24 protein-coding genes are annotated in these 21,024 nt (G+C 73.3%); 17 read left to right on the plus strand and 7 right to left on the minus strand.

Features of this window, described 5'->3' with window-relative positions:
* The first annotated feature begins 17 nt into the window (after positions 1 to 17).
* Both AC6EXY_RS24980 and AC6EXY_RS24985 read left to right on the plus strand, forming a co-directional pair.
* On the plus strand, positions 18 to 509 hold the full coding sequence (locus AC6EXY_RS24980) for a hypothetical protein (protein ID WP_499818261.1): 492 nt from the start codon (positions 18 to 20) through the stop codon (positions 507 to 509).
* A gap of 140 nt (positions 510 to 649) precedes the next feature.
* Positions 650 to 1,495 (plus strand): endonuclease/exonuclease/phosphatase family protein, encoded by an 846-nt coding sequence (locus AC6EXY_RS24985; protein WP_499818262.1) that lies wholly within the window; start codon positions 650 to 652, stop codon positions 1,493 to 1,495.
* Positions 1,496 to 1,513: 18 nt separating this feature from the next.
* Here the strand turns inward: AC6EXY_RS24985 and AC6EXY_RS24990 are convergent, their stop codons facing one another.
* The gene (locus AC6EXY_RS24990) at positions 1,514 to 2,203 is read right to left on the minus strand and encodes a hypothetical protein (RefSeq protein WP_499818263.1); all 690 of its coding nucleotides are present in this window, start codon (positions 2,201 to 2,203) and stop codon (positions 1,514 to 1,516) included.
* A 112-nt stretch (positions 2,204 to 2,315) separates the two neighbouring features.
* Here AC6EXY_RS24990 and AC6EXY_RS24995 point away from each other — a divergent pair, with 112 nt between their 5' ends.
* Together AC6EXY_RS24995 and AC6EXY_RS25000 are read left to right on the plus strand one after the other, a co-directional pair.
* Positions 2,316 to 2,537: a hypothetical protein gene (locus tag AC6EXY_RS24995; protein ID WP_499818264.1), complete on the plus strand. Its 222-nt coding sequence runs from the start codon at positions 2,316 to 2,318 to the stop codon at positions 2,535 to 2,537.
* A 423-nt stretch (positions 2,538 to 2,960) separates the two neighbouring features.
* The gene (locus AC6EXY_RS25000) at positions 2,961 to 3,500 is read left to right on the plus strand and encodes a hypothetical protein (RefSeq protein WP_499818265.1); all 540 of its coding nucleotides are present in this window, start codon (positions 2,961 to 2,963) and stop codon (positions 3,498 to 3,500) included.
* A 283-nt stretch (positions 3,501 to 3,783) separates the two neighbouring features.
* On the opposite strand, the gene AC6EXY_RS25005 is transcribed toward AC6EXY_RS25000, so the two are convergent.
* The gene (locus AC6EXY_RS25005; RefSeq protein WP_499818266.1) at positions 3,784 to 4,383 is read right to left on the minus strand and encodes a hypothetical protein; all 600 of its coding nucleotides are present in this window, start codon (positions 4,381 to 4,383) and stop codon (positions 3,784 to 3,786) included.
* A gap of 39 nt (positions 4,384 to 4,422) precedes the next feature.
* Here AC6EXY_RS25005 and AC6EXY_RS25010 point away from each other — a divergent pair, with 39 nt between their 5' ends.
* From AC6EXY_RS25010 to AC6EXY_RS25055, 10 genes are all read left to right on the plus strand, one after another.
* A complete protein-coding gene (locus tag AC6EXY_RS25010) occupies positions 4,423 to 5,085 on the plus strand; it encodes an SAF domain-containing protein (RefSeq protein WP_499818267.1) in 663 nt (220 codons plus the stop codon).
* Positions 5,082 to 6,020, plus strand: a complete 939-nt coding sequence (locus tag AC6EXY_RS25015; protein ID WP_499818268.1) for a hypothetical protein — start codon at positions 5,082 to 5,084, stop codon at positions 6,018 to 6,020. The genes AC6EXY_RS25010 and AC6EXY_RS25015 overlap by 4 nt, the downstream gene beginning before the upstream one ends.
* A gap of 2 nt (positions 6,021 to 6,022) precedes the next feature.
* A complete protein-coding gene (locus AC6EXY_RS25020; RefSeq protein ID WP_499818292.1) occupies positions 6,023 to 7,324 on the plus strand; it encodes a TadA family conjugal transfer-associated ATPase in 1,302 nt (433 codons plus the stop codon).
* Positions 7,318 to 8,187: a type II secretion system F family protein gene (locus AC6EXY_RS25025; protein ID WP_499818269.1), complete on the plus strand. Its 870-nt coding sequence runs from the start codon at positions 7,318 to 7,320 to the stop codon at positions 8,185 to 8,187. Before AC6EXY_RS25020 ends, AC6EXY_RS25025 begins: the two co-directional genes overlap by 7 nt.
* Positions 8,184 to 9,086 (plus strand): type II secretion system F family protein, encoded by a 903-nt coding sequence (locus AC6EXY_RS25030; RefSeq protein WP_499818270.1) that lies wholly within the window; start codon positions 8,184 to 8,186, stop codon positions 9,084 to 9,086. The genes AC6EXY_RS25025 and AC6EXY_RS25030 overlap by 4 nt, the downstream gene beginning before the upstream one ends.
* A gap of 84 nt (positions 9,087 to 9,170) precedes the next feature.
* The gene (locus AC6EXY_RS25035) at positions 9,171 to 9,374 is read left to right on the plus strand and encodes a hypothetical protein (RefSeq protein ID WP_499818271.1); all 204 of its coding nucleotides are present in this window, start codon (positions 9,171 to 9,173) and stop codon (positions 9,372 to 9,374) included.
* Positions 9,371 to 9,826 (plus strand): TadE/TadG family type IV pilus assembly protein, encoded by a 456-nt coding sequence (locus AC6EXY_RS25040; protein ID WP_499818272.1) that lies wholly within the window; start codon positions 9,371 to 9,373, stop codon positions 9,824 to 9,826. The genes AC6EXY_RS25035 and AC6EXY_RS25040 overlap by 4 nt, the downstream gene beginning before the upstream one ends.
* Positions 9,823 to 10,266 (plus strand): TadE/TadG family type IV pilus assembly protein, encoded by a 444-nt coding sequence (locus AC6EXY_RS25045; protein ID WP_499818273.1) that lies wholly within the window; start codon positions 9,823 to 9,825, stop codon positions 10,264 to 10,266. Before AC6EXY_RS25040 ends, AC6EXY_RS25045 begins: the two co-directional genes overlap by 4 nt.
* Positions 10,263 to 10,697: a pilus assembly protein TadG-related protein gene (locus AC6EXY_RS25050; protein ID WP_499818274.1), complete on the plus strand. Its 435-nt coding sequence runs from the start codon at positions 10,263 to 10,265 to the stop codon at positions 10,695 to 10,697. The genes AC6EXY_RS25045 and AC6EXY_RS25050 overlap by 4 nt, the downstream gene beginning before the upstream one ends.
* On the plus strand, positions 10,694 to 13,732 hold the full coding sequence (locus AC6EXY_RS25055; protein WP_499818275.1) for a BTAD domain-containing putative transcriptional regulator: 3,039 nt from the start codon (positions 10,694 to 10,696) through the stop codon (positions 13,730 to 13,732). Before AC6EXY_RS25050 ends, AC6EXY_RS25055 begins: the two co-directional genes overlap by 4 nt.
* 154 nt (positions 13,733 to 13,886) lie before the next feature.
* Here the strand turns inward: AC6EXY_RS25055 and AC6EXY_RS25060 are convergent, their stop codons facing one another.
* On the minus strand, positions 13,887 to 14,171 hold the full coding sequence (locus AC6EXY_RS25060; protein WP_499818276.1) for a hypothetical protein: 285 nt from the start codon (positions 14,169 to 14,171) through the stop codon (positions 13,887 to 13,889).
* Positions 14,172 to 14,312: 141 nt separating this feature from the next.
* Here AC6EXY_RS25060 and AC6EXY_RS25065 point away from each other — a divergent pair, with 141 nt between their 5' ends.
* Complete coding sequence (locus tag AC6EXY_RS25065) at positions 14,313 to 14,597, plus strand: hypothetical protein (protein ID WP_499818277.1); 285 nt, start codon at positions 14,313 to 14,315, stop codon at positions 14,595 to 14,597.
* A gap of 286 nt (positions 14,598 to 14,883) precedes the next feature.
* Here AC6EXY_RS25065 and AC6EXY_RS25070 read toward each other — a convergent pair whose 3' ends face one another.
* From AC6EXY_RS25070 to AC6EXY_RS25085, 4 genes are all read right to left on the minus strand, one after another.
* Positions 14,884 to 16,065: a hypothetical protein gene (locus tag AC6EXY_RS25070; RefSeq protein ID WP_499818278.1), complete on the minus strand. Its 1,182-nt coding sequence runs from the start codon at positions 16,063 to 16,065 to the stop codon at positions 14,884 to 14,886.
* 945 nt (positions 16,066 to 17,010) lie between these two features.
* A complete protein-coding gene (locus tag AC6EXY_RS25075) occupies positions 17,011 to 17,562 on the minus strand; it encodes a hypothetical protein (RefSeq protein ID WP_499818279.1) in 552 nt (183 codons plus the stop codon).
* Positions 17,563 to 17,685: 123 nt separating this feature from the next.
* On the minus strand, positions 17,686 to 18,093 hold the full coding sequence (locus AC6EXY_RS25080; RefSeq protein WP_499818280.1) for a hypothetical protein: 408 nt from the start codon (positions 18,091 to 18,093) through the stop codon (positions 17,686 to 17,688).
* 5 nt (positions 18,094 to 18,098) lie between these two features.
* Positions 18,099 to 19,349 (minus strand): DprA-like winged helix domain-containing protein, encoded by a 1,251-nt coding sequence (locus AC6EXY_RS25085; RefSeq protein ID WP_499818281.1) that lies wholly within the window; start codon positions 19,347 to 19,349, stop codon positions 18,099 to 18,101.
* 265 nt (positions 19,350 to 19,614) lie between these two features.
* Between AC6EXY_RS25085 and AC6EXY_RS25090 the strand changes: the two genes are divergently transcribed.
* Together AC6EXY_RS25090 and AC6EXY_RS25095 are read left to right on the plus strand one after the other, a co-directional pair.
* Positions 19,615 to 20,109, plus strand: coding sequence for a DUF3846 domain-containing protein (locus tag AC6EXY_RS25090; protein ID WP_499818282.1), 495 nt, complete (start codon positions 19,615 to 19,617; stop codon positions 20,107 to 20,109).
* A gap of 38 nt (positions 20,110 to 20,147) precedes the next feature.
* Positions 20,148 to 20,981 (plus strand): DNA-processing protein DprA, encoded by an 834-nt coding sequence (locus AC6EXY_RS25095; RefSeq protein ID WP_499818283.1) that lies wholly within the window; start codon positions 20,148 to 20,150, stop codon positions 20,979 to 20,981.
* Positions 20,982 to 21,024 lie beyond the last annotated feature (43 nt).

Genomic DNA, 21,024 nt, shown 5'->3' on the forward strand with positions numbered 1-21,024 from the left:
GCGGCGAAGGAGACCTCATGTCACACGCGGGCGGTTCCCGCGGCGGCGATGCGCACCGATGGCTGATCATCCTGGTGGCTGGTACGGCGGTCACCCTGCTCGCGTTGCTGCCGCCATGGTCACCGGTGTCGCCGTGGCGTGCGCCGGCGCGGCTGGGCTCGTGCACGATCGTCTCCGTCTACGCTCCGGACGGGCATGACGCCTACGAGCAGGACCTTCGCCGCCGTATCAGACGCGCCTATCCCGCTACCACCGTGCGCACCGTCGCCACCGACGATGAGGCGCAGACCCTACGCCACCTGGCGTCGAGCGCCACGCCGTGCACCGCGGCGATCAGCCAGATGAGCACTCTCGGGCAGGCTCGCGACGGCGTCGGCATGTTTGCCCGTGTCCCGGTCAACGATCTGCGCATCCTGGTACCTGTCTTGCGGGACGGCACTGGTATCCCTGACTGGCTGCTCATCAACAGGAAAGCTGATCCCCACCTGATCGCCTACCTCGAAGAATAGGCGGGCACTGTTGACCGACGGGGGTGGGGTGACGCCTGGAAGGATCCAAGGCGTGGGCAGACCGAAGCCGTCGCCGACAAGGAAATGCCCGATCCGCCGCCTCACCTTGGGTGGCCGGTGACCCTGAAAGGGAGGACCACATGTTGACGGTGATCTCGCAGAATCTCGCCGGGGGAGGTCTGGCCAGCGGGGATGGTGATCCGCAGGACCGCTGGCCCGCGCTGGCGGAACGCATCGGCACTCACCGGCCGGATCTCCTGCTGCTGCAGGAGGCGACGGACTGGGATCGGTATGGGCATCGCCAGCTGGGCCGGGCGATGAACGATCTGGACCTGGACGCCTGCCCGCTGCCTCCGTCGTCCACGGGGATCCGCCCGGCGCTGCTCTACCGGAACGCGACCGTCGGCCGGTGGCGGCGCTGGAACACCGACTGGGCCCAGGGCACCCTGCACGGGTTCGGCGTCGGGGTGTTCGATGTCGCCGAGCTGCCCCGGCCACTGGCGGTCGTCCCTTTTCACCTCGATCCGCACAGCCCCGAGAAGGCGCTGGCCGAAGCGAAGCTGATCGCGACACGCGGCTACAAATACGGCCCATTCGCCATCGTCGGCGGTGACGTGAACTATCCGCCGATCGCCGGGCCGGAGCCCGACTACACGGCGATGCGGCCCTACAACCTCGCGGCCCGCACCATGGCGGGGCCGGACGGGCACCCCGTCCCTGACCGGCGGGTGGCCGCGATCCTCGCACGCAGCGGCTATGTGGACGCGGCCTGGGCGCTCTACCAGCGCACCGGGCAGGAGGAACTCCTGGCCCGCACCGGCCGCGACGACCGGATCGACCAGATCTGGGTCTCCGCTCCGCTGGCCCCGGCCCTGACCGGCTACCGGGTCCTCGACACCCCGGCCGGGGCGAGTGACCACCACGGCGTGCTCGCCGAGCTCGACCTCAGCAAGGCCGACACGACCAACCTGTGGAAGTACCGCTGACCGGCGCCCCCGCCGCGGTCATGTCTCCGCCGTGGGCTCGGCCGTCTCGCCGGTCACGGTCGCACGCGCCGTGGACCGCCCGATAGCGATCTGCACGGCTCGTACGACAGCCGGACGCATCCGGCCCTCACCCTCGCGCACCACCTGGCATGCCACAAGGACGTCGTACCGTGGATCGCGCTGGAGATCACCGTCGTGGTAATAGGCATCCACGGCCCGAGATAGATCATCGACTGTCAAGGCGCCGGCCGCCACGAACTCCTCGAAGATTCCTGCGTGTTCCCGCAGCACGTCCGGCGGGGTGCCTTCGGCGATCTCGTTGGCCTCGTCGTCGACGAGTCCGTGGTCCCAATCGCCGTCGTGCGTCAGCACCGGCTCGTCCCTACGAGCGACGTGCGCTGCCTGTCCGTGTCGTGATGCGTCCCCGCTGTCGGCCCTCGGACGTTGTGCCCGAACCGGTGGCCCGGCCTTCTGCACCGCCCGCATTATTCCCTGAACGGTCACCGGGCGGAGGCAGGACTCTCCGTCTACCAGTACGGCGTTTTGCACCAACTTCCCGTAGATGGGAAGCTGGCGGAGATCCTTCTTCTCGAGGTGCGCTGCCACCGCGTCGTAGAGCTCGACGCCCGTGATGGCACCCTCGTCAATCTGCAAGATCAGATGGTCAACGAGGCCCTGAAGCGGAAAATCGTCCGAGGAATCGGGCATGGCAGCACACTACCGTTCATTCGTTCTAGCGTTCCCGTGACCTGCTTGCCCACCGCACGCCCAGGACACCGAGCTGTGAGCCATCCGGAAAGCCACCAGGAGCACCATCTCGGTGACTACCACCCCGACCGACCGGCGCACCACCGTGGTACCGGTGTCCGCGGCGATCTGCTCGGCGGTTCCCTGTCGGGGCGCCGTGACCTCTCGTCGCGGTGTCAGTCCCGCCCGGCCGCCGGCCTGGAATCCGGCCGGCGGGTTCCCGGCCGCCGACAGAGTGAACGGCGACGACGCACGGTGGCCTGCTCTGGGCGTCGCGCTGGTCGGCGACCTCTGAGCGGGGCGTCGGGGCCGAGGTGAGGGCCGAAAAATTTTCTGCCTGTTGCGGCAGATGACACGGAGAACGTGACGAGGGAGCGGTCTCGCCTTGAGACTCTCCGTGCACGATCTGCTGGCGCGGAGGCGAGCCTGACTGTCCCGTGAGGACGATGGCGGCACCCCGCGTTCGGCTGCGGCGCCGCAACGACGGAGTCGCGGCGGGGGCGAGCGGCGGCGACGTGACCGAGATCGGCGATTGTTTCTGTGCGTAATCTCTTCGCGGCGAATCGCGCATTGTAGGGAATGGATTTCTCGCCGGCTGTGAGATGTTTGTCTCTCTTGCCGTGGCCGTGGGTGGTGGGGTTACAACACTGCGGTCGGTACAGGTCACGGACGGGCAGCGTGCCAGGTGAATCGATCAGCAGAGCGAATGCGGCGAGTAGTGGTCATCGTCGTGGCCGGTGTCGCCCTTGCCGGGTGCGGCGGCGGTGCGCGTGATGTGCGGCAGGCGCCGTCGCCGTCTGCGGGCGGGACCTCGGTGGCGGTCTCACCTGCGGCGACGCCGACAGTGGCGCCGGTGGGGGTGGGGGCGCTCGCCGCGTATCGGGGTATGTGGGAGGACTGGGTCGCGATCGGGCTGACGTCTGACTATCAGAATCCGCGTTTGACGCGGCATGTCAGCGGCCGCGCGCTGTCCACGATTTACCGTGCCGTCTACGCCGATTGGCACAGGGGTCTGGTGTCTCGCGGTACGCCGACATTCTCGCCTCACGTGACCGCGTTCACGCCGGAAGGCGATCCGACTCGGGTCACAGTCGAGGATTGCGCGGACGCCAGCACATGGCTGCATTACGACAAGGTGTCCGGGAAGCTCGAGGACGATATTCCCGGTGGCCGGCATCGCGTGCAGGCTCTCGCGCTGAAGACGGCGGGGGCCTGGAAGATTGATCAGCTACTCATCCAGCCGGTCGGAACATGCTGAGAATCGGGGGCGCCGCCCTCGGCGTGATCATCCTTACCTGCCTGACGCTCGAGAGCAGCGCCGCCTACGCCAGCGATGCGTTTGGTGTGGCGGTGTGCTCGGCCCATCAGGAGGGTTGTGATCTGTGGGCGGGAACGTCGGGCCTTCCCGCCCAGCCTTCCGTGTCCGCGGGTGCCCGGCCGTCGATGTCGAGGCCGACGCCGGTGGCCTGTCCGACGGTGGGTACGGGTGCGTTGCCGTGTTGGGAGACGGCGGCGGGCTGGGCGGGGGCTGATGGCTGCCGCTATGAGGCGGCGACGGATTTCGTGCCGTCCGCGGCGGTGGCGGCCGAGGAGGTGACGCCCGGTGTGCGGGGGTCCTGGTATTCGAGGTCGTGTGGTCCGGCGGATTTCGATGTGGTGTGGCTGCCGGACACGGCGGGGGCGGCGCCGTCCCCGGCGGCGGTGGCGCGGCTGGCGGTGCAGAGGTTGCGGTTGCCGACGCCGGAGGTGGCGATGTCGCCGGGGCTGGGGGTGCCGCAGCTGGTGGGGGTGCCGGTGTGGCTGTGGCTGGGTGGGGTGTGGGGGGCGGTGTCGGCGACGGCGGCGGTGCCGGGGGTGTCGGTGACGGCGACCGCGAGGCCGCAGACCGTGACCTGGGATTTCGGGGTGGGCGGCACCGTGTCGTGCGCCGGGCCGGGGAGTCCGTTTCGGCCGGGTGTGGATGATCCGGCGGCGGCGTCGCCGACCTGCGGGGTGGTGTTCACCCGGTCCTCGGCCGGAGTCGCGGGGGGCCGGTTCCCGGTGCGGGTGACGGTGGCCTGGCAGGTGGGCTGGGCGGGGGCCGGCGCGCAGGGGGCGGCGGGCGGGCTGGTGTCGACCGCGACGTCGAGCGTGGCGGTCACGGAAGTGCAGGCGTTGGCGGTGCCCGCGGGCGGTGGGCGATGACCACGACGCCGGTCCGCCGCGCCGAGGAGAGGTTTCGGTTGGAGGGGCGGGGACGGTCGTGGCGGGGTGGGCGCCGCCCGCTGGTGGGGGTGCTGCTGGTGGTGGTGTGTGTGGCGGTGTTCGTGGTGGTGGGGGGCCGCCGGGACGGCCGGCGGGACGTGCTGCTGGTGACACGGCCGGTGCCGGCGGGCCAGCTGCTGGTCGCGGGGGATGTGCGGGCGGTGTCGGTGACGGTGGATCCGGCGGTGCGGGTGGTGAGGGCGGGCGAGGTGGGGCAGGTGGTGGGTCGGCCGGCGGCGGTGGCGCTGTCGGCGGGGATGTTGCTGTCGCCGGGGTCGCTGGGCCGGCGGCTGGTCCCGGAGGGATCACGGCTGGTCGGAGCGAGCCTGAAGCCGGGCACGTTCCCGCCGGGCCTGGCCGCGGGGGATCCGGTGACCGTGCTGGTGACCTCCCAGGCGCCGGCGGCAGACGGGGTGGGGACGGTGGAGGCGGGGCGGCCGGCGTCGTCGGCGGATGGGCTGGTGACCGCGGTGGAGACGGCTCCGGCCGGGTCGGGCGGTCTGGTGGTGTCGGTGCAGGTCGCGGCCCAGGACGCTGACGTGGTGGCGCGGGCGGCGGCGGGCGGGCAGGTCGCGCTGGTGCTGCGGGGCGTGCGGTGAGCGGCTTGGTGGCCCTCGGGTCGGTGAAGGGTTCGCCCGGGGTGACGACGGTGACGGTGGGGTTGGCGGCGGGTTGGCCGATGCGGCCAGGTGGGATGCCGGTGGTCGCCGTGGAAGCAGATCCCGCCGGTGGGAGCATCGCCGGCTGGTATGAGCTGCCGGCCGTGTCCGGCGGTCTGGTGACCTGGGCGGCGCAGGCCCGGTCGGGCCGGACGGGCCTGGCAGGGCATGTGCGGCAGCTTCCCGGCGGGGTTGACGTGGTCGCAGCCCCGGTGGACGCGACGGCGGCGCGCGGCGCGGTCGAGGTCCTCGCCGCCGCGGGGGCGGTGTCCTCGGTGGCGTCGAGCGTGACCGTGCTCGCCGACGTCGGCCGCCTCGACGTCGGCTCGGCGGCGGGCCCGCTGGTGGGCGGGGCGGATCTGCTGGTGGTGGTGGCGCGTCCGGAGCCGGTGGAGCTGGCCCGCGTCGCCGCGCGGGAAGCGCAGCTGACCGCGGCGGGGCGGCGGGAGTGTGTGCTGCTGCTGGTCGGGGAGCCGGCGTGGCCGGTGGACCGGGTCGCGGACTCGGTGGGTCTGCCCGTCCTCGGGGTGATGCCCGACGATCCCCGTGGCGCCGCGCTGATCGCCGGGCGGCCCGGCGGGCGGCGCGCAGGCGGGCACGGGCCGCTGGCCCGCGCCTGCCGTCAGGTCGCCCGGGATCTTGCCGATCTCCTCGCTGTCCGCCCAACGCCGCTGCCTCCGCCTCCCCTGGTCCAGGGTCAGGAAGTCCGCCCAGCCGCGGCCATGCCGGCGGGTCGCCCTTCGGGGCAGCCGGTGGCGGGCAGAGCCGCGTCGGTGCTGGTCCCCGCCGCCTCGCCGCGTACGGGCCAGGGGAACGAGGGGCACGGCTGGGTGCCCTCGACCACGGTCCGCCGACCGAAAGGCGGGCGGCGGTGACCATGCCAGGACGACACCCGGGGCACCCCGGCCTGGCGGGGGTGCTGCGGGATCGGGTGGCTGCCGAACTCGCGGCGCCGCGACGCGCCCACGTCGACTGGCCGGAGGCGGACCAGCGGGCGTATGCCGCGAGCCTGGTCGCGGACCTGCTGCGGTTGCACGCTGAGCAGTCCCTGGCCGCCGGCCGAGTCCTGTTGACCGCAGCAGAGGAGGAGCAGGTCGCTCGCGGGGTGCTCGACGGTCTGTTCGCGTTGGGTGGGTTGCAGCCGCTGTTGGATGACCCGCAGGTGGAGAACATCAACTGCAATGGCGCCGATGTGGTGTGGGTGCGTTACGCCGACGGCCGGCGGCGGCGGATGCCTCCGGTCGCCGCGTCCGACGAGGACCTGATCGAGCTCGTGCGTACCGTCGCCGCACGGTCCGGGGTGGAGGAACGGCGTTTCGATCGGGCGTCGCCCCGGTTGAACATGCAGTTGCCGGACGGGTCGCGGTTGTTCGCGGCGATGGCGGTGACCGCCCGGCCGGTGATTTCCATTCGTCGGCATCGCTACCCACGGGTCTCGCTTGATCATCTGGTGGAGATGGGCACGATCACCGCCGAGCTCCGCAGGCTGCTGCGTGGTCTGGTCCTGGCCCGCCGCAACATTCTCGTGGCCGGGGAGACCGGGGTGGGCAAGACGACGCTGATCCGGGCGTTGGCCGCCGACGTTCCCGCCGACGAGCGGATCATCACGATTGAGGACTCCCTCGAACTTGGTTTGGACCGCGACGGGCTGCACCAGGATGTCGTCGCGATGCAGGCCCGCGAGGCGAACGTGGAGGGCGAAGGCGCGATCGGCTTGGCCGAGCTGGTGCGGTGGGCGCTGCGGATGAGCCCGGACCGGGTGATCGTCGGCGAGGTGCGTGGCGGTGAGGTCGTGCCGATGCTGATGGCGATGTCGCAGGGCACCGACGGGAGCCTCGCCACGATCCACGCCTCCTCCTCCGCCGGGGTGTTCGCGAAGATCGCCGCCTATGCGGCGCAGGCGGAGGGCCTGGCGATGGAGGCGACGACGCTGCTGACCGCCGCCGCGGTGCATGTCGTCGTGCACATGACCGTCGCGCAGGGCCGCCGGGTCGTGTCCAGCGTGCGAGAGGTGACTGGCGCGGATGGGCTGCTGGTCACGTCGAACGAGGTGTGGCGGCCGGGTGCGGATGGGGTGGCGGTGCCGGCGGTGCCGTTGCGGGCGGAGACCGCCGCCGCCGTGGACACGGCGTTGGCCGGCTACTACACCGCCCCGGCGGCGGGGGCGGGCGGATGGTGAGCGTGGCGTCGGGTCCGGTGATGCTCGCGGCGGGCTGCGGGCTGGGCGTGGCCGCCGGACTGTGGCTGGTGGTCTCGGCGGGTACGCCCGTGTGGACGCGGCTGCGCGCCCGGAAACAGTCGGGCCTGTCGGCGCAGGCACGCACCGTGCGGCTGGTCGGCGCGGTCGGCGCCGGGCTGGCCGTGGGAGTGCTGACCGGCTGGCCGGTCGCCGCAGCCCTGGCCGCCCTCGCCGTGCTGGCCGCGCCGAGCCTGCTCGCGGAAAGCCGCGCGGGCACGGCGGAGACAGCGCGGGTGGAGGCGCTGGCCGGCTGGGCGGACATGCTCCGCGACACGTTGGCGGCCGGCGCCGGGTTGGAGCAGACGATCCGGGCAACCGCCCCGATCGCCCCCGACCCGATCCGCGTCGACGTGCTCGCTCTCGCCGCCGCGGTGCAGGACGGTGCGCGGCTCGTCGACGCGCTCGCCGGCTTCGCCGACCGGGTGGATGACCCGGCGGCCGATCTGATCGTGGCCGCGTTGCGGTTCGCGGCGGCCGGGCAGGGCCGTCACCTCGCCGACCTGCTCGACCGTCTCGCCACCGCCGCCCGCGGGCAGGCCGCGCTGCGGCTACGCGCGGCGGCGACCCGGGCCCGGATCCGCACCTCGACCCGCGTCATCGTCGTCACCACCCTGGCGATGGCCCTCGGGCTGACCCTGTTCAGCCCCGCGTTCGTCGCCCCCTACAGCACCCTCACCGGGCAGCTGGTCCTCGCCGCCGTCGGCGCCCTGTGGGCCGCGGCGTTTGTCTGGCTTTCCCGGATGGGCCGCATCAGCCGCGAACCCCGCATCCTCACCAGCGCCACCCCCGGAGCCGGCGGATGATCGTCACGGTGGTCTGCGGCGCCGGGGCCGGCGTCGGGCTGTGGCTGGCCTGGACCGGGCTGCGTCCCACCCGCCCCGACCTGGCCGACCTCCTCGCCGCCCTCACCCCCCACCCCGCCGCACCCAAACCGGCCGCGGTGCGGGCCGGGCAGTCTGGCGGGTGGGCGGCCCGGGCCGGACGGCCCCTCGCCGCACGTCTCCACCCGCCCCGGCTGCTGCCCCGCGCGATCCGCCGCGACCTCGACGTTCTCGACCGCGACCCGGCCAGCCATCTCGCCGAGAAGATCACCTCCGGTCTGGTCGGTCTCGCGCTCCCGCCGCTGCTCACCGGGCTGCTCGCCCTGGTCGGGATCGGCCTGCCGCTCGCCCTGCCCGCCGTCGCCGCGTTTGCGGTCGCCGCCGGTCTGTTCCTCGGTCCCGACATCGCGGTGCGCGCGGACGCCGCCCGCCGCCGCCGCGCGCTGCGCCACGCCTTCTCCGCCTTCCTCGACCTGACCGTGATCGCGATGGCCGGCGGCGCCGGCCTCGAACAGGCGATCACCGACGCCGCCGCGACCGGCACCGGCGAGGAGTTCGCCGCCCTGCGCGCCGCCGTCGACCATGCCGCTCTGACCCGCACCCCGATCTGGGAACCCCTCGCCGCCCTCGGCGAGCGCTACACCATTCCCGACATCGTGCAGACCGCTGGTGCGATGCACCTCGCCGGTGGTGAAGGCGCCCGGATCCGCGCCAGCCTCGCCGCGAAGGCCGACACGATCCGCCTGCACGACCTCGCCGACGCCGACGCGGACGCCGCCGCGGCCACCGAACGCATGAGCCTGCCCGTCGTCCTGCTCACCGCCGGCTTCCTCATCATGATCGCGTTCCCGGCGGTCTCGCGTGTCCTGAGCGGCCTGTGAACCTCCAGATCCCACCCTCGAAAGGCCCTGCCGATGCCGCACCCGCGCCGAGGACTCGGTCGCCTATCCACCCTCAGCACAACCATGATCACCCTGCTGGTCTGCCTGCCCGCCGCAACCGGGGCGTGGCTGCGCCGGCTCGAGGAACGCGGCCGGGTAGACGAACGCGACGCTGGCTACTCGACCGAGTTCATGGTCATTACGGCGTTGCTGGTCGCTGCGGCGATCGCGATCGTGGCGGTCATCGCGAAGAAGCTGATGGACAAGGCCAACGGCCTGGACCTGTGACCCGCCGCCTCTCCACCCCGCCGACGGCCGACCGCACCCCGGCACGAGCAACTGATCGGCCGGGACGCCGATCCCGCCGCGCCGCTCCTGACGAGGGTGGCGCGTCGACGGAACTCGTGGTCGCCACCCCCCTCATCCTGATCATGCTGCTGGTCGTGGTCCAGCTTGCCGTATGGGGGTGGGCGCAGCAGGTCGCCGCCGCAGCAGCCCGGCGCGGTGTCGACGCCGCCCGCCTGGCCGACGCCGACACTCAGGACGGGCCCACCGCCGCCCGGCTGATCACCAGCCAGATCGGTGGCAGTGTCCTCACCAATCCGCAGATCACCCTCACGCAGACCAGCGCGCCCCTGCTCACCGTCACGGTCACCGGGACCGCGATGCGCTACCTGCCCGGCGTCGCCTTCCACGTCACCGCGCGCGCCTCCGCCACCCGAGAGATCTACACGCCATGACCGGCCCCGCAGCCGACGAGCAGACTCCGCCGCAGAAAGGAGACGCGGGGTCAGCGGCGGTCGAGCTCACCCTGCTCGCTCCCCTGGTCGTGCTGCTCCTGCTCCTCATCGCCGCCGCGGCGCGCGGCACGGACGCCCGCGGGCAGGTCGACGCCGCCGCCGAGGCCGCGGCCCGCGCGGCCAGCGCCGCCCGTTCCCCCGCCGAGGCCACCACCGCCGCCCGCAGCGCCGCCGAAGCCGGAGTCGCCGTCGGCTCCCCAGCCTGCCGCACGATGCGGGTAGCCGTGGACACCAGCGCCTTCACCCGCGGCGGCTTGGCCCGCGCCACCGTCTCCTGCCGCGTAGATTTCGCCGATCTCGCCGGTCTGCGTCTACCCGCCGGGCGCACCCTGACCTCCACCGCGAGTTCGCCGCTTGACGTCTTCCGAGCAGTCGCATGAGCCCGCCCCGACGGCATCCGGCACCCGCCGCACCCTCGGACGGCGGGTACGTCACCGCGTTCTTCGCAGTCCTCGTCGTCGCCCTTATCGGCCTCGCCGGTCTCGTCCTTGACGGCGGTGGGGCACTGAACGTGAAAACACGGGCGATCAGCACCGCCGCCGAAGCCGCCCGCGCCGGCGCCCAAGCCCTCGACCTCGCCGTCTACCGCGCCGAGGGCACCCGCCAGCTCGTCCCCGAGCAGGCCCGCAGCCGCGCGCTCGCCTACCTCGCCGGGACCGACGCCCAGGGCACCGCGTCCGCGACCCTCACCACGGTCACGGTGACGGTAACCGCGACCTACCAGCCGCAGCTGCTCACCCTCGTCGGTGTCGGCCCGCTCCACCTCACCGGCACCGCCGCCGCCAGCCCCCGCAGCGGACCGACCCCATGACCCCCAACCCCACGAGCACGGCCCCGGTCGGCGTGGGCCGCCGGCTCGCCGCCATGCTGCGTGCCCTCGCCGCCCTCGCCGTTCTGCTGACCTGTCTGGTCATCGCGCCGCTGGTCATGTGGCGGCTGATCGGCTGGCCCCTGCCCCATCACGTTCCCAGCCGCGCCGACCTCTCCGCCGCGCTCACCAGACCGCTGGACCAGCGGCTGATCACCGGTGTTCTCGGCTGCCTGTTCTGGTACCTCTACCTCCTCCTCGCCCTGTCCACCCTCACCGAGACAATCACCCGGGCTACCGGTCGACGCCGGCCGCGGCTGCCCACCGCCGGCCTGCCCCAGGCACTGACCACCGCGCTGGTCGGCACGATCCTCACCGGTCTCGTCCTCGCCGCCAGCCGCAGCAAACCCGCCCCCACCGGCCCCGCCGCCGCGCTGGCCGCCTGGCGCACCCCAACCGTCACCATCACCGCACCCGCCCACCCGGCATCCACGCCGCTCACCGCACCCGACTCCGCTGCGCAGGAGGAGCCCGGTCGCAGCGTGCCGGTCCAGGTCCACGACAGCCTGTGGAGCCTCGCCGCTGTCCACTTGGGTGACCCTCTGCGCTACCGGGAACTGTTCGACCTCAACCACGGCCGGCCACAACCCGACGGCGACCGGCTCACCCGCCCCGACCTCATCCGCCCCGGCTGGACCCTGCTCCTCCCCGCCGACGCCCCACCGGCCGCACCCACCACCAGCGGCGCACCGCCGACCCCACCCGCCGACCCGCCGCCGGGCGCCCACCCCACCAGCCCACCCGCACCCGTGCCCGCCGCGCCATCCCCGCCGATGATCCCCTGGGTGCCTACGCTGCCCGACGGTCCAGCCTCCACGGCACCCGCACCCGCACCCGCCGCGCCCACCACCGCCAGCCCGACCCCGGCCACGCGGCCCGCGCACCCGGCCGCCCCTCGCGACCCGATCCGACTGCCCTCGGGACCGGTCCTGCCCGCAAGCCTGCTCGCCGCCGTCGCGATCGCGGTCACCGTCGCCCGCCTCCTGCGCCACCGCACCCGCCCCACCGGAGGGCGCCGCGACCAGCCGGCCGACCCACCCCTCCCACTGATCATCCGGGAGATCCTCCGCAGCGGGCACACCCTCAATGACCCCGACCGCGACCTCGAAGGCAGCGCGCCCTTCCACGCCGACCCGCTCTGCGAGGACGACCCTCAGCTCGGCGACGAGGAGCCTGCGCTGGCCGGCGACGAGCCGCCCATACCTCTGGGGCCGCCGCCCTACCCCGACCTGGACATGCCCGCCGCCCCGGGCGCACCGCCTGTCCCCGTGCTGGTGGGACCGCTGCCCGGCGGTGACGGCGCCACCGCCACACCGCCCATCCCACGGCCGCCCCGCGCCGGCCTACGCGGCCCCGCCGCGCCGACCCGGCTGCCCACCGCGCTGCGCACCGGCGGCGGTCTCAGCCTGCCCGACCCCGATGCCGCCCGCGCCCTGATCCTCACCGTCCTCGCCGCCCACCACACCCCCATCGGCGACGACCCCCACCAGCTGATCCTCGACCGCGACGCCGCCGACGCCCTGCACCTGCCCGAACAGCTCCTCGCCCGCCTGCCCCACGTCACCCTCACCCCCAGCGGCCTCGACGCGGTCGCCAGCGCCGAAGCGCACCTGTTCACCCGTCAGCGTCTCGCCGACGACTACGACGCCGCGACCATCGACGAGCTGCGCGCCACCGCCCCCGACGAACCCCTGCCCGTCGTCCTTCTCGTCGCCACCGCCGACGCGGACCTGCTGCCACGCCTGCACGCACTCGCCGCCCACGGCGCGGCCCTCGACATCCTCACCACCACCCTCGGCCCCTGGCCCGACCATCCCCGCTGGCCCGACCCCCAGGCCGCCCACACCGATCCCGCGTGGGCACTGCCGGCCGACGCCGCCACCGACCTGCTCGACCTCCTCACCCAGGCCACCCCCACCGACCCCCCACCCGCCGACACTCTCCCGTCGACCACACCGAGCCCCGAGACCGTCACCGAACGCCCCGTCGGGCAGCGCACCGCCGAACCGATCACCCCCGTGGATAGTGCCGCCCCCAGGGACCCCGCCGGCAAGACCGGTGAGAAGACAAACCGTGCGGGCGCCGCCGAACAGGCGTCGACTGCACCAGACGGCACGGCACCGCCGCCCTCCCCGCTCCCGGCCGAGACCACGACGCTCCCCCCTGCCGACATCCCCGAGCAGGACCCCGACGGCACCCCGCCGGCCCCGACCGACCCTGACGCTCCCGGCGGCGAGGACACCCCGCCTCAGCCCGGCCCCACCGAGGTCCGGCTGATTCTGCTGGACCGGCCGCACCTGCACCACGGCGGGCGCAGCGTCTACCAGGGCCGGCTCAGCCTGGAGATCGCCGGCTACCTTGCCCTACACCGCACCGGCGCGACCACCACCACCCTCATCAGCGCCCTGCTCCCCGACGCCGACCCCGACCGGGCACGCGACCAGATCTACCAGGCCATCCGCCGCCTGCGCGAAGCATTTCGCCGCGCCGGAGCCGGCCAGGTCCTGCTCTCCGACCGCGGCGGCTACCAGCTCGCCAGCACCCTCAGCTGCGACCTGTGGGACATCGAAAAGGCCCTCACCGCCGCCGACCGCGCCACCGACGACGACAGCCGCGTCGCGGCGCTGCGCACCGCCACCGGCCTCTACACCGGACGGCTCCTCGACGGCTGCGAATGGGCCACCGCCCACGCCACCCACCTCGAACACCGCCTCATCGACGCCGCCGCCGACCTCGCCGACCTCCTCGCCGACACCCACCCCACCGACGCCGCCGCCATCCTCGACCACGCCCTCACCCACCACCCCTACACCGAATCCCTCTACACCCACCTCATGCGCCTACACGCCGCCGCCGGCCACCCCGCCGACACCCACCGCGTCTACCGACGCCTACTCACCCGCCTCGCCGACCTCGGCGCCACCCCCAGCCCGGCCACCGACACCCTCCTCGCCCGCCTCACCCGACCACCCCACTGACCAGCGCATGAGCCGCATCCCGGCAAGCATCCCGCAGGTGCCCACCGGCGCCGCTTCCACACGACCGGCCGAGTGTGGCTCCCGCTGGTGAAGCCAAGACAGGGTAGAAGATCGGCGCGCTGCTCCTGCAAGGCGCCAGCCGCGCCGTCCCGGATCAGGACGCGCAGCCGAGGGCCTGCTGGTGGGCGCGCAGGCCGCGTCGGGGCGCCTGCCCGGCACAGACGTCGAGAACACGCGCGACGGGCCAGCTGACCCCCACGCCCTGCCGGGTCAGGTAGACGGCCAGGAAACGCGGGTCGGCGTTGCTGGTGAGCAGCGAGCCCACCAAGCGCCGCAACAACGGCATCGACTCGCGCGGACCGCGCAGCGACGAGACGTCACTCGTCGTCCAGAACACGAGGGCCGTGTCGTGCAGCAGCACATCGAAGCCCGTCCCCACCGGACCGCCGCGGGCGTGCCGTGCGCCCGCGCGCGCAGCCGCGTGAACGGGCCGGCGCCGGCCACCCCGGCCAGGCTGATCACATCATCCAGACCGACGGGCACGATCAGGTCCAGCAACCCGGCCGCGGACCCCCGGGCTATGCTCGGCACGACCGGCGGCGAGCCGGTGCGGTGGGCGCGGTCGAACATGCCCAGCCACCACGCCACCGCGCTGGCGCGTCGTTCCTGGTCGGCGTCGGCGAGCGGAAGCGGTGTCGTGGCCGTGTGGGGACGGGCCTCCCACATGAGGTGGGTGGGCGAGCACATGCTGGAACTCGCCGCTGCGCAGCACCGGCCCCCGCCCGGCGTCGGCCGCTGCACCAGCGCCATGCCGTGGGCCGGGCCGAGCCCGACGTCCACGATCAGCGCCATGCGCAGCCGGTAGTTGATCGCCGCCTCCACATCGACCGCGTAGGAGGCATCATCGGCGCCGGGCCCAGGCCGGGAGGTCGTGTCGTCACCGCGCCGCGCAGGGCGCGCGAGCGGCATGTGCATCACGCCCAAATCAGACAGCCACGCGGCCAGATAGCGGTGCAGCACGCCGACCGGGTCCACGGCGTCGTCGGTCGGCCTCCGCACTCCCGACACGTCCTCCACGAGGCGAACGTTAGTTCGATGACGAGTCGATGAGGGAGGGGCGTGGGCCGCGACGCCGATCCGTTCAGGTTCGGCTACAGATGGTCCGTGTGACCTGCTGATCTGAGCCTTCGTCGGGCGCCGGCGATGATGAGGACGCTTGCGAGCAGGAGTGCCGCGAGCAGGATCGCTTCGGCGGCCAGGCGGTCTCCTAGGGACCAGCTGTCGTGGGCCGTGACGATGAGGTTGGTCGTGACGGCGAGAGCCGTCATCACGACGACCGACGCGACCCCTGCGGGGACGACCACGTGCATCAGCTCGCGGAGTTGCTGTTGGATGATCGTCTGGATGTCGGCCTGCTCGGGGGTAGCCGCCTCGGTGTAGGCGCGCTGCTGGCGGGCGGCCCGTTCGGTGGGCGCACGCAGCGAGTCGATGGAGGTCCGTTCGAGGAGGTATCGCTCTTGGAGGTGGGTGTGACTCACGCGGGTGCCGGTGGCGGGCAGCAGCCGCAGGGCTGTGTCGATGGCGGCGCGTGCGTCGCCGAGGTCCCCGCATCGGCGCCGGCCGCACGCGAGCCGGTACCAGAAAAGATGGTCGTCCGGGAACTGCGCGACGGCCGTCTCGGCGTAGGCGCGCAGCCGGCTGGCCTGATCGGGGAATGGCTTGGCGGCGTCGAGCGCGTGCACGCAGATGTCGGCGACGGCACGAGTGCGGGGCGTGGTGTCCCAGGCCGTGTCGAGGAGGGCAAGGCCGTGCTCGGCGTCGTTGCGTTTGTGGTTGCCGAGCGCGGCGAACGCGCTCAGGGCGGTGAACAGCGGCTCCTCGCGATAACGTCCGGAGGCCACGGCGAGCAGGGATGATTCGAGGAACTCCTCGAGTTCGGCGAACCAAAAGTTGGCCCGCAGTTTTCCTGCGTGGTACAGCGTGGCGAAAAAGCAGACTTCGGCCGACCCCCGGTACGTTTCGATGATCCTTCCACTGGCGTGGACGAGATCCTCGCGGGAATCGACCGTGTCCCGCGTAATGAACGCGTAGCCGAGCGCCCATGTCTCGATGATGCTCGGGCGGATCTCCGAGTCGGCATGGTCGACGAGCCATCGGGCGGCACGGGCGGCGACCTCGACGCTCGGCTCGCGCAGTAGCCGGCGGCGCCAGTACCGGTCGGCGCACAGGAGCGCTCGGTCGGTGGTGAAGTCGGCCGTCGGGATCCGGAGCGGAGGTTCGAGGCCCGCGGTGACGAGCTCTGCGGCGATCTCCTCGCACGTCTGGTGCACCATGGCGGGGCCCGAAGCGGCTGCTCGGGCGAGCCGGGCTCCGATCGACTCCACGAATCCCCCCGATGGCTTTTGTCCGTCTCGGTCGACAGGTTAGCGGCTGCACCGCGGATCGTCGGACAATCGCCGGATTAGCGGTCTCGGTCTGCCCCGCCTCCACAACACGGCTCCGTCGTCGGTGCCGGCGGCCGGGACCCAGGTGGTGAGGTGACCCGCCGCCAACGCGCCCGGAGACAGGGTCCCCCGGAGCGACCGCCGGCAGGCAGGCCGCGGGCCCGGCGAAGGGGCATGCCGGGCCCGTCCTTGCGGGGGTCATCGTCGCGTTCTGCGGGACCGGCGGGGGTGGCAGCCGCCGGCCCCGCGCCCGGCCGGCTTACCGTGTCCTGTCCGGCACATGCGCCTGTGTCGCACGCCCTGCTGGTACTGGCCCCTTCGGACGAGGCGCTGTGTGTCGGTGCTGACCACCACCGGTTCCGCGCTGGGGGTGTTGCCTGCCGGACGCGCCCGGGCGGGTGGCACTCGGCGTCGGGCGCTGGTCGGCCCTGTCGCGTGCCCTGCACGTCAGATGCCATAGGAGGGCGGCGACGGCGCAGCCGATCGTCGCGTAGCAGCTGACCATCATGACGGTGAGAACCGCGATTGCCAGCATGATCCTGCTCCTCCTGCTCCGTCGGACGTGCAGCCCTCGCCCGCGCCGTGTCGTCCGGTTCGCTGGCCGTAGGGCGGGGGATGGTCGGGCGGCGCGTGGCCGCCGGGACGGCGGCTGGGGTGCGGCCACGGCCGGTCGGAGCCGGCCGCGCGGGCGACGTCGGCCGGGCTGATGTGCCGCCGGTAGCGGTGGGCTGGGCGGCTGGTGCGCACCGGCCGAGGAGTGAACAGGCATCGTGGGTGTCTCCAGGGGAGTAGTGCCGGCCGGGGCTGTGGTGGCCCGGCCGGCGGTCGGGGGTGTCACGGTGTGGCGCGGAAGTTCGCCAGCGCCTGGGCGAGGCTGGCGGCGTGCGGGGCCGGTAGGCGCAGGCTCAGGGTGATGTCGCCGTCGGCGAGGCTGATCGAGCCGGTGAGATGGCTCGACGGCCCGTACAGGTGAACCTTCCGGCCGGTGAGCGTGCCGCGCAGCTGGCGGGCGAGGACGGCCAGGGCACGGGCCGCTTCCGTGTCTGCGCGTCTGGCGATCTCCAGGTTGGTCTTGGCGATGGCGAGCGCGGCCCGGTAGTCGGGCAGGAGCCGGCGGCTGATCTCACCGGCGATCCGCTCGGGGCTTTTCTGCTGGCTGACGGTGATGTGGTGGCGGCCGGTGCGAGGCCAGTGCGGCCCGAGGCCGGCTGCGGCGGCGCCAGCGATCCTGAGCCGGTCGCGGTTGCCTGGGTCGTGGCGGACCACGAGGAAGTGCAGGCCGGGGGCGTGCAGGGATGCCTCGTCCTCGGGCAGGGATCTCGCGGCCCACGGGGGGCCCAACTCGCGGGCGATGGCCGTCGTCAGGTCGTGCAGGTCGTTCGCCATGGGTGTGGTCCTTCGCGGCGTGGCATCGCGGCAGGGGGCGCGCCACCGGGACGTGCGCCCCCTGCTGCTGGCGGTGGTGGACGGTGGTTGCGGTGTGTCCGGCAGGCCGGGTGGGGTGCGCGGCTAGACGTCGCGCGCGGCGCCGGCCCACCGATGGAAAGCGGCCTCGGCGGCGTGGTAGCGGTCGCGGTGAGCCTGGAGGTCGCCGGCCCGCCCGGTCGGGGAGAGCAGCGCGAGAGCGAGCGCGTGGTCGACGAGGGCCCGCCAGCGGCCGATGGCCTGCGTGGCGAGGTCGCCACGCCAGCCGCTGTGGCAGCGGCATCCCGCCAGGGGGATCGCGTACTGCACGGCGAGGGCGTGGGCGTGCAGCAGGTAGACGTCGGCCGGAGCCGTCAGGATGACCCTCGGCCACGGGGGTAGGGCGTCGCACCAGCCGACGTCACCGAGCAGGCCAGTCAGCCAGGTCAGGCTGCGGGCGACCGCGTCGAGCAGCGCGGCGTTGAGGGCGGCGGCGCTGGGAGGCACGGGCATCGTGCTCACCTGCGCTCGGTCGTCTGGTAGAGGGCCGGCCGCTCACCGGGGTTGACCTGGGCCAGCCGTCCGGCGGTGATCAGGGCGGGCATGGCGGCGGCGACGGCGCCGCTGGACCTGTTCAGCTCGCGGGCGATCGCCCCCGCGCTCAGCTGCGCCTCGGGGTTGTCGCGCAGCAGATCGCCGATGAGCGTGCCGAGCTGCCCCGGTCGCAGCCGCACCGAGCCGCTGGCGTTACGCACCGCAGCGTCGGTGGCCGCACGCGCCGCACGGGGACGGCGACGCGGCGCCGACGGCGCGGCCCCCGCCCGCGCCGGGCACGCCGCGAGCGGGCACGTCAACGCCGCGCACACCGGGCCGGCCGCCGGGGCCTCGCCTGCCGCCGCCTCCGTCTGACTGTCCGCCGCTGCCTGGGTGGGGACGCTGTGCTGGTCGCTGACGGGGGCGGCGGTCTCGTCGGGGGGAGTGAGGCCGGGCCGGGGCACGTCGGCGGGTTCGTCGTCGGCCGGGCTGTCCGCGTTCGGAGTCGGGGTCGGCTCGGCGACGGGCTGCGCGGGGATGTCCGCGTCGGGATCCGGGGTCGGCATGTCACCGGGCGGACCGTCGTCCCCGGTTGCGCCCGCCACGCCCGGGTCCGGGTCCACGGCGTCCGGCGCTGCGGGGGTCTCGATGCTGTCGGCGGGCTCCGCGTCGTCGACGCCGCCCTCCTCTCGCAGGCCGTCCGGGTCCTCGCCGGCCCAGGAAGGGTCCTCGTCGTTGGCGATGTCCGGATCCGGGGTGGGGAGGTCGGGATCAGGGGACGCCTGGTCGTCGGGCTGGCCGTCGACGTCCACACCACCTGGCGTCGGACCGTTGGCGTCGGGTGCCGGAGCGGAGACGTCGGAGTGCGGGGCAGGGGCGCTGGGGTCGGACGGCGCCGCCTCGTCGGTCTGGCTGTCCACGCCGCTCGGCACCCTGTCCGGGACGTTGGCGGCGGTGGGGATGGTGTCGTCGGGGTCGCGGTCGGTGGGGCCGTCCGGGCCGGTGGTGGTGGGAAGCGCCCACAGGGTGGGCCGGCGGCCGGCCCGACCTGCGGCCGGCTCGGGACCGAGGTTACGAACCTTCCCGTCGCTGTCGAGCGAGGTAAGAATCGCCCGCACCTGCCGCTCCGTGATTCCGGTGCGGGCGCTGATGGCGGGGGCGGTGAGCGGGCCGTCGACGAGCGCGGTCAACACCCGCGTCGCGTCCTGCGTGTTCATTTCCGCGTTGGGTGACATGCCGTATTCCTCCATGGGCTGCATTTCCGGGGTGCATTCCAGGGATAACTCGTGATCGACACAGCCAGCCAGTGATCCGGCCAGTGACATACATCACTGGGCCTGTTTTCATGACTGTTTTCGGATTGGGTTGCTACACCGTTTTCGATCAAGTTACGGTCTGGGTGTTGTTCCCCGCCGGCCCGATATTCCGGCCGGTCACCTGCGGCGCGGGACACCCCGCCCGCACCCCTTCCCCTTTTCTTTTCTCTGCGTGGAGTTTTCGATGGATGATCTGATCACGATGCTGCGGATACCAGCGCGCGCCGGTGCGCCGTTGGCGGCCTCACAGCAGAGGCCGGGTGACCTGCGGTTCGTGCGGGCTGCTGTCGGCGGTCCGGCCGAGTCGGCGGAGCTCGCTCTGCCCGCCGCGACGATGTGCGTGAACATGGACGGCGCGCAGGTCGGGTTGCCGGTGAACCGGCGAGCGACGCTGCTTCTGCGGGCATCCACACCGTCCCGGCGCCGCGAGCAGGTGTTCGGCGACGTGGTTGTTTTGGGGCCGCCCCGCCTCGGGGTCGACACGTCGCTGCCCACCCAGCTGTCCTGGGTTCTTCTGAACGACCACGCCGGCTATCAGGTGACGCTCCAACGTCCCGATGCGCAGACGGGTGTTCGCGATACCGGCCACGTCTGGGTAAGCGTGTGGGACGCCTATCGAGGCGGCCTGGCGATCGCCCGGGCGATGCCGTCCGCAGCGGTTTTCGCGGTCACCACCTGACATTCCCCCTCGGATTTTCTGCTGAAAGGAGAAATGCCGTGGATGAGGAACGGGCGGCGCGGGTGGGCCTGGTCACGGCCGGCCCGTCGACGGAGGAGATCCGCAGGGCGGTGGCCCGAGAGGGACCGGAAGCGGTGTGGGCGCGGGAACGCGCCGCCGCATCCGAGCTGGATCTTGCGGGGATGCTGGACCTGTATGCCCGGGGTGGCTGGCGGGTGTTGATCCCCGGCGACCGGGAGTGGCCGCGCAGCCTTGCCGCCGCCGGGTCGGCGGCTCCGCTGGCGCTGTGGGTGCACGGGCAGGGTGATCTTGCCGAAGCGGCGGAACGCGCGGTGGCGGTGACCGGCGGCCGGATGCCCTCGCGCGCGGGACGGCGCACCGTGCGCACGCTGGCCGGCGAGATGGCGCAGGCTGGTTGGACGGTCCTCACCCTGCTGATGCCGGGGGTGTCGCTGGCGGCGTTGGACGCCGCCTGGTGGGCGCAGGGCCCGGCACCGGTCGCTGTCGGGACGCATTCGGTGGAGGAAGCCCGGCTGGAGTACTGGCCGGGCCTGCGGGTCTCAGCGGTACCCCCAGGGCCGCCGGGCGGTCGGCAGGCGAGGCTCGCCCACTCGCACCTCCTCGTGGCGATGACCGCCGGGACGGTGCTGGTGGAACCCGCCCACGAGCCGACGGCGCTGGCGATGGCCGCCCGCGCCCGTCGGTTGGATCGGCCGCTGATGGCCGTCCCCGGGCCGAGCAGCAGCTCGCGCCACAGGCTCGCCAGCAGGCTGCTACGCGACGGCCACGCCCACCCCGTCACCCGTGCGCACGACGTCACCCGCCGACTCCCCGCGCCACCCGTGAGTGGGCCGGCCGGACATCTGGCCTAGCTCCCCCCGGCGGTGTCACCCCGGGGCCCCAGGGCCCGGGACG

This window comes from Frankia sp. RB5 (assembly GCF_059816245.1).